The 5,374-nt window shown below is 67.8% G+C and carries 4 protein-coding genes; 3 read left to right on the plus strand and 1 reads right to left on the minus strand.

Translation table 11 applies throughout. From position 1 onward, the window contains the following. The first annotated feature begins 228 nt into the window (after nucleotides 1–228). Genes cobN through A5790_RS12860 form a run of 3 tightly spaced genes read left to right on the plus strand, consistent with a single transcriptional unit; the run spans nucleotide 229 to nucleotide 4,604 of the window. The gene (gene cobN / locus A5790_RS12850) at nucleotides 229–3,813 is read left to right on the plus strand and encodes a cobaltochelatase subunit CobN (protein ID WP_066844523.1); all 3,585 of its coding nucleotides are present in this window, start codon (nucleotides 229–231) and stop codon (nucleotides 3,811–3,813) included. A gap of 9 nt (nucleotides 3,814–3,822) precedes the next feature. Further along, nucleotides 3,823–4,203 (plus strand): PPOX class F420-dependent oxidoreductase, encoded by a 381-nt coding sequence (locus tag A5790_RS12855; RefSeq protein ID WP_064418252.1) that lies wholly within the window; start codon nucleotides 3,823–3,825, stop codon nucleotides 4,201–4,203. 2 nt (nucleotides 4,204–4,205) lie between these two features. Continuing rightward, complete coding sequence (locus A5790_RS12860) at nucleotides 4,206–4,604, plus strand: PPOX class F420-dependent oxidoreductase (protein ID WP_064393909.1); 399 nt, start codon at nucleotides 4,206–4,208, stop codon at nucleotides 4,602–4,604. On the opposite strand, the gene A5790_RS12865 is transcribed toward A5790_RS12860, so the two are convergent. After that, nucleotides 4,588–5,295 carry a dienelactone hydrolase family protein gene (locus A5790_RS12865; protein ID WP_066844526.1) on the minus strand — a complete coding sequence of 236 codons (708 nt, stop codon included), beginning with the start codon at nucleotides 5,293–5,295 and terminating at the stop codon, nucleotides 4,588–4,590. The two genes, A5790_RS12860 and A5790_RS12865, sit on opposite strands and share 17 nt — an antisense overlap. Between the last annotated feature and the right edge of the window lie 79 nt (nucleotides 5,296–5,374).

Consider the following 5,374-nt stretch of genomic DNA (forward strand, 5'->3'; position numbering starts at 1 on the left):
GCGCGTCTGAACCAGGCACCAGATGAGAAGAACCCAACCACCGCAAACGCGGCCCCACAACCATCACACTGAGTGCGCGTCTGCGCACGACACGCCGCGAGAATTCAGCACGTTCCGCACGCTCGCGCCCGCCGACGGTGCGTGGAGTGCGCACATTACGCGGCGTGTCGTCGACAGACCCGCACGCTCGCGGAAAACGGGGGTGAGCGCGTGGGGTAGGAATGGGGGGTGCCGGAACCTGCCGTACTACTGCTGTCCACCTCTGACACCGACCTCATCACCGCCCGGTCCAGCGGCGCCAATTACCGGTGGGCCAACCCGTCCCGGCTGGTCGACGGTGAACTCGGTGAACTGCTGAGCGGCGTGGACGTCGTGGTGGTGCGGATTCTCGGCGGCTACCGCGCGTGGCAGGACGGCATCGACGAGGTGGTGGCCACCGGCGTGCCCACCGTCGTCGTCAGCGGCGAACAGTCACCCGACGCGGAGTTGATGGGTCGCTCGACCACGCCCGCGGGGGTCGCGCTGCAGGCACACGTCTATCTCGCTCAGGGCGGCGTGACGAACCTGCGTCACCTGCACGCGTTCCTGTGCGACACCCTGCTGATGACCGGCTTCGGGTTCTCACCGCCCGAGAGCACACCGCTGTGGGGCGTCGTGCCCCGCGACGGCGGCGGCGACGGACCCACGGTCGCCGTGCTCTATTACCGCGCGCAACATCTCGCCGGCAACACCGCCTACGTCGACGCGCTGTGCGACGCGATCGAGGATGCCGGTGGCCGTGCGCTGCCCGTGTTCTGCGCGTCGCTGCGCACCGCCGACGCGGACCTGCTCGAACTGCTCGGGACGGCCGACGCGCTGATCACGACGGTGCTGGCGGCAGGCGGCGCCACCCCGTCGAGCGTGTCAGCCGGCGGCACGGATGACGCATGGAACGTCGCGCACCTCGCGGCGCTGGACGTTCCGATCCTGCAAGGGCTGTGCCTGACGAGCCCACGGGCGCAGTGGCAGAACAACGACGACGGGCTCTCACCGCTGGACGTCGCTACCCAGGTCGCCGTGCCGGAGTTCGACGGGCGCATCATCACGGTTCCGTTCTCGTTCAAGGAGATCGACGACGAGGGCCTCACCTCGTACGTGCCCGATCGTGAACGATGCGCCCGGGTCGCCGGGCTGGCCGTCCGTCATGCGCGGTTGCGTGCAATCCCAGTGCAGGACAAGCGGATCGCGGTGGTGTTCTCCGCCTACCCGACCAAGCACGCCCGCATCGGCAACGCCGTCGGGCTCGACACGCCGGCCAGCGCGATCGCGCTGCTGCGCGCGATGCGCGAGCACGGCTACCGGATCGGCGACGGTGACGGCGACCTCGACACCATCATCGCCTCCGGTGACGGCGACGCACTCATCCACAATCTGATCGAACGCGGCGGCCAGGACCCCGACTGGCTTACCGAAGGTCAAGTCGAGGGGAACCCGATCCGGGTGTCGGCCAAGGAGTATCGCGACTGGTTCGCCACACTGCCTGCCGAGCTCACCGACGCGATCGTCGAACACTGGGGTCCGCCGCCAGGAGAGATGTTCGTCGACCGCAGCGCCGACCCCGACGGTGAGATCGTCATCGCGGCCCTGCAGGCGGGCAACGTCGTGCTGATGGTGCAGCCGCCGCGCGGCTTCGGTGAGAACCCAGTCGCGATCTATCACGATCCGGATCTGCCGCCGAGCCACCACTATCTGGCTGCGTATCGGTGGATCGAGTCGGTGTTCGCCGCCGATGCGGTCGTGCACCTCGGCAAGCACGGCAACCTGGAGTGGCTGCCGGGAAAGACGCTGGGCATGTCGGCGGCCTGCGGATCCGACGCCGCGCTGGGCAATCTGCCGCTGATCTACCCGTTCCTGGTCAACGATCCCGGTGAGGGCACCCAAGCCAAGCGTCGCGCCCACGCCACGCTCGTCGACCATCTGATCCCGCCCATGGCACGCGCCGAAACCTACGGTGACATCGCGCGTTTGGAGCAGCTGCTCGATGAGCACGCCAACGTGTCGGCGCTTGACCCCGGCAAGCTGCCCGCGATCCGTCAGCAGATCTGGACGCTGATGCGCGCCGCGAAGATGGACCACGATCTCGGTCTCGAGGAAAGGCCCGAAGAGGACTCGTTCGACGACATGCTCCTGCACGTCGACGGCTGGCTCTGCGAGATCAAAGACGTCCAGATCCGCGACGGGTTGCACATCCTCGGCCAAACACCAAGCGGCGAAGACGAACTGGACCTGGTGCTCGCGGTGCTGCGGGCACGCCAACTCTTCGGCGGCGAGCAGACGGTGCCGGGCCTTCGCCAAGCGCTCGGCCTCGCCGAGGACGGCAACGACGAACGCGCCGCCGTCGACGCCGCCGAAGCACAAGCCCGGAAACTGGTCGCTGCGCTGCAGGATTCGGGGTGGAACCCCGAGGTGGTCGACACGCTGACCGACAACGCCGACGCCGCCGCGGTGCTTCGGTTCGCCGCCACCGAAGTGGTGCCGCGGCTCGCGGGCACGGCGGAGGAGATCACCCAGATCCTTCGCGCGCTCGACGGTCGCTTCATCGCCGCCGGCCCGTCGGGATCGCCGCTGCGGGGGCTGGTCAACGTGCTGCCCACCGGGCGGAACTTCTACTCGGTCGACCCCAAGGCGGTGCCGTCACGGCTGGCCTGGGAAACCGGTGTGGCGATGGCCGATTCGCTGCTGGATCGGTACCGCAAGGACTACGGCGACTGGCCGCGCTCGGTTGGCCTGTCGGTGTGGGGCACATCGGCGATGCGCACCTCCGGCGACGACATCGCGGAGGTGCTCGCCCTGCTGGGTGTGCGACCCGTGTGGGACGAGGCGTCGCGGCGAGTCGTCGATCTCGAACCGATCGCGCTGGCTGACCTCGGACGGCCTCGCATCGACGTCACCGTGCGCATCTCCGGTTTCTTCCGGGACGCCTTCCCACACGTCGTCACGATGCTCGACGACGCCGTGGCGCTCGTCGCCGGCCTCGACGAACCGGCCGAGGACAACTACGTCCGTGCGCACGCCCAGGCCGACCTGACCGAGCACGGCGACGAGCGTCGCTCCACCACTAGGATTTTCGGCTCGAAACCGGGCACATACGGTGCCGGGCTGCTGCAGCTGATCGACAGCCGCAACTGGCGCGACGACGCCGACCTCGCCGAGGTGTACACGGCGTGGGGCGGATTCGCCTACGGCCGCGGTCTGGACGGCGCACTGGCCGCCGACGACATGAGCCGGCAGTACCGCCGAATCGCGGTGGCGGCCAAGAACACCGACACCCGCGAACACGACATCGCCGACTCCGACGACTACTTCCAGTACCACGGCGGCATGATCGCCACCGTTCGTGCACTGACCGGGAAGGACCCCGCCGCCTACATCGGCGACAACACCCGCCCCGATGCCGTGCGAACCCGCACCCTGTCCGAAGAGACCACCCGGGTGTTCCGCGCCCGCGTGGTCAACCCGCGTTGGATCAACGCGATGCGCAGGCATGGTTACAAGGGTGCGTTCGAGATGGCCGCTACGGTCGACTACCTGTTCGGTTACGACGCCACGGCAGGCGTGATGGCCGACTGGATGTATGAGCGGCTGTCGGCGGAATACGTGCTCGACGACGAGAACCGCAAGTTCATGACCGAGTCCAATCCGTGGGCCCTGCACGGTATGGCCGAACGGTTGCTGGAGGCCGCCGACCGCGGAATGTGGGCGGCCCCGGAGCAGGCGACGCTCGACGGTTTGCGCAAGGTGCTGCTCGAGACCGAAGGCGACCTGGAGGGCTAGGTTGGGGAGGTGTCTGCCACCTTCGCCGATGTCGCCAAGTCCGAGTACATCCTGCTGACCACGTTCACCAAGGACGGCAGGCCCAAGCCGACACCGATCTGGGCGGTGCCCGAGGGCGACGGGCTGATCGCCATCACGCAGGAGTCCTCGTGGAAGGTCAAGCGGATCCGCAACACCGCGCGGGTGACCATCGCGCCGTGCGACATGCGCGGCAACCCCAAGGGGGAGGCGGTCGAAGCCGTCGCCGCGGTTCTCGACAAGTCCGCCAACGGCGCGACCTACGACGCGATCGGCAAACGCTACGGTCTGCTGGGCAAGACGTTCAACGTTTTCTCGAAGCTGCGCGGGGGAATGAAGAACAACGTGACCATCGAGATCAAGCCGGGTTGACCATGGCCGACACCTTCGACGACGTCGCCCGCTCGAAGTACATCCTGCTGACCACGTTCACCAAGGACGGCAGGCCCAAGCCCACCCCGATCTGGGGTGCCCCCGAGGACGACAAGCTGCTCGTCATCACCGATGACGGGTCGTGGAAGACCAAGCGCATCAACAACACCCCGCGGGTGACGATTCAAAAGTCCACGGCGCTGGGCAAGCCGAAAGGCGACCCGGTCGAAGCGGTCGCCCGGGTGCTGCCCAAACAGGAGACCCGCCGCGTCTTCGACAAGGTCACCCGGCGCTACTGGTGGCATGCGTGGTGGTGGATCCCGCAGGCGCTCATCCGCGGTGGCATCGACAAGATCCACATCGGCATCGAGATCAAGCCCGCGGTCAACCCCGCGGGGTAGCCGTCAGGTGTTCGCCGAAGAACTCGAATACCCGCGCCCAGGCGTCGCTGGCCGCCGCCTCGTTGTAGCCGAAACCGGTGATCCGCAACAGCGGCTGCCCCGGCAACTTGTTCGCGAAGCTGTGCCCGGCATCCGGATACACCTTGATGTCGGCGGGAATCTGCTTGTCCGCAACGACTTTTCGTAACCGGTCCGCCGCTCCGATGCCGATCGGGTCGCGGCGGCCGAAGCTGGCGACGATCGGGCACGCCCCGGTCAACGTCTCGTCGAGTCGGCGGGGCAGCGGGGTGCCGTAGAACGGTGCGGACGCGCCGAACCCCTTCGGCGACATCACCAGCGCGAACTGCCCACCCATGCAGAATCCGGCGATGCCGACGGCGCCCGTGCACTCGGAAAGGCCCAGCACATGGTCGCGGGCGGCGAGGATGTCGTCGAGCGCGCGACCCCGCTTGCTGAGCAGTTCGCGAAACACCCGGGTGATGCATCTGGCCCGGCCACCGCGCGAGTACAGGTCGGGAGTGATGGCGATGTAGCCCGCCTCGGCGATGCGCGCCGATATCGCCGCGTTGTCCGGTCCGTAGCCGATCGCGTCGTGCACGACCACGATCGCCGGCCACGGGCCTTCGCCGGCCGGCGTCGAGAGCAGCGCGTCGATGGGACCGCCCGGCGTATCGATCTTGATCGTGGCCACGAGTTTCTCCTATGTCAAGCCGCTGCCGCTTGGCAAGGCTTTTGACGATTGTTGTGGTCGGTGTGCAGGTGGCCGTAGA

Source organism: Mycobacterium sp. 852002-51152_SCH6134967 (assembly GCF_001667105.1).
Lineage (GTDB): Bacteria > Actinomycetota > Actinomycetes > Mycobacteriales > Mycobacteriaceae > Mycobacterium > Mycobacterium neumannii_A.

Bases quoted from the DNA above. Each gene is read 5' to 3' on its own strand.
- A5790_RS12860 (WP_064393909.1), top strand. From the start codon at position 4,206: ATGGCCGACACCTTCGACGACGTCGCCCGCTCGAAGTACATCCTGCTG.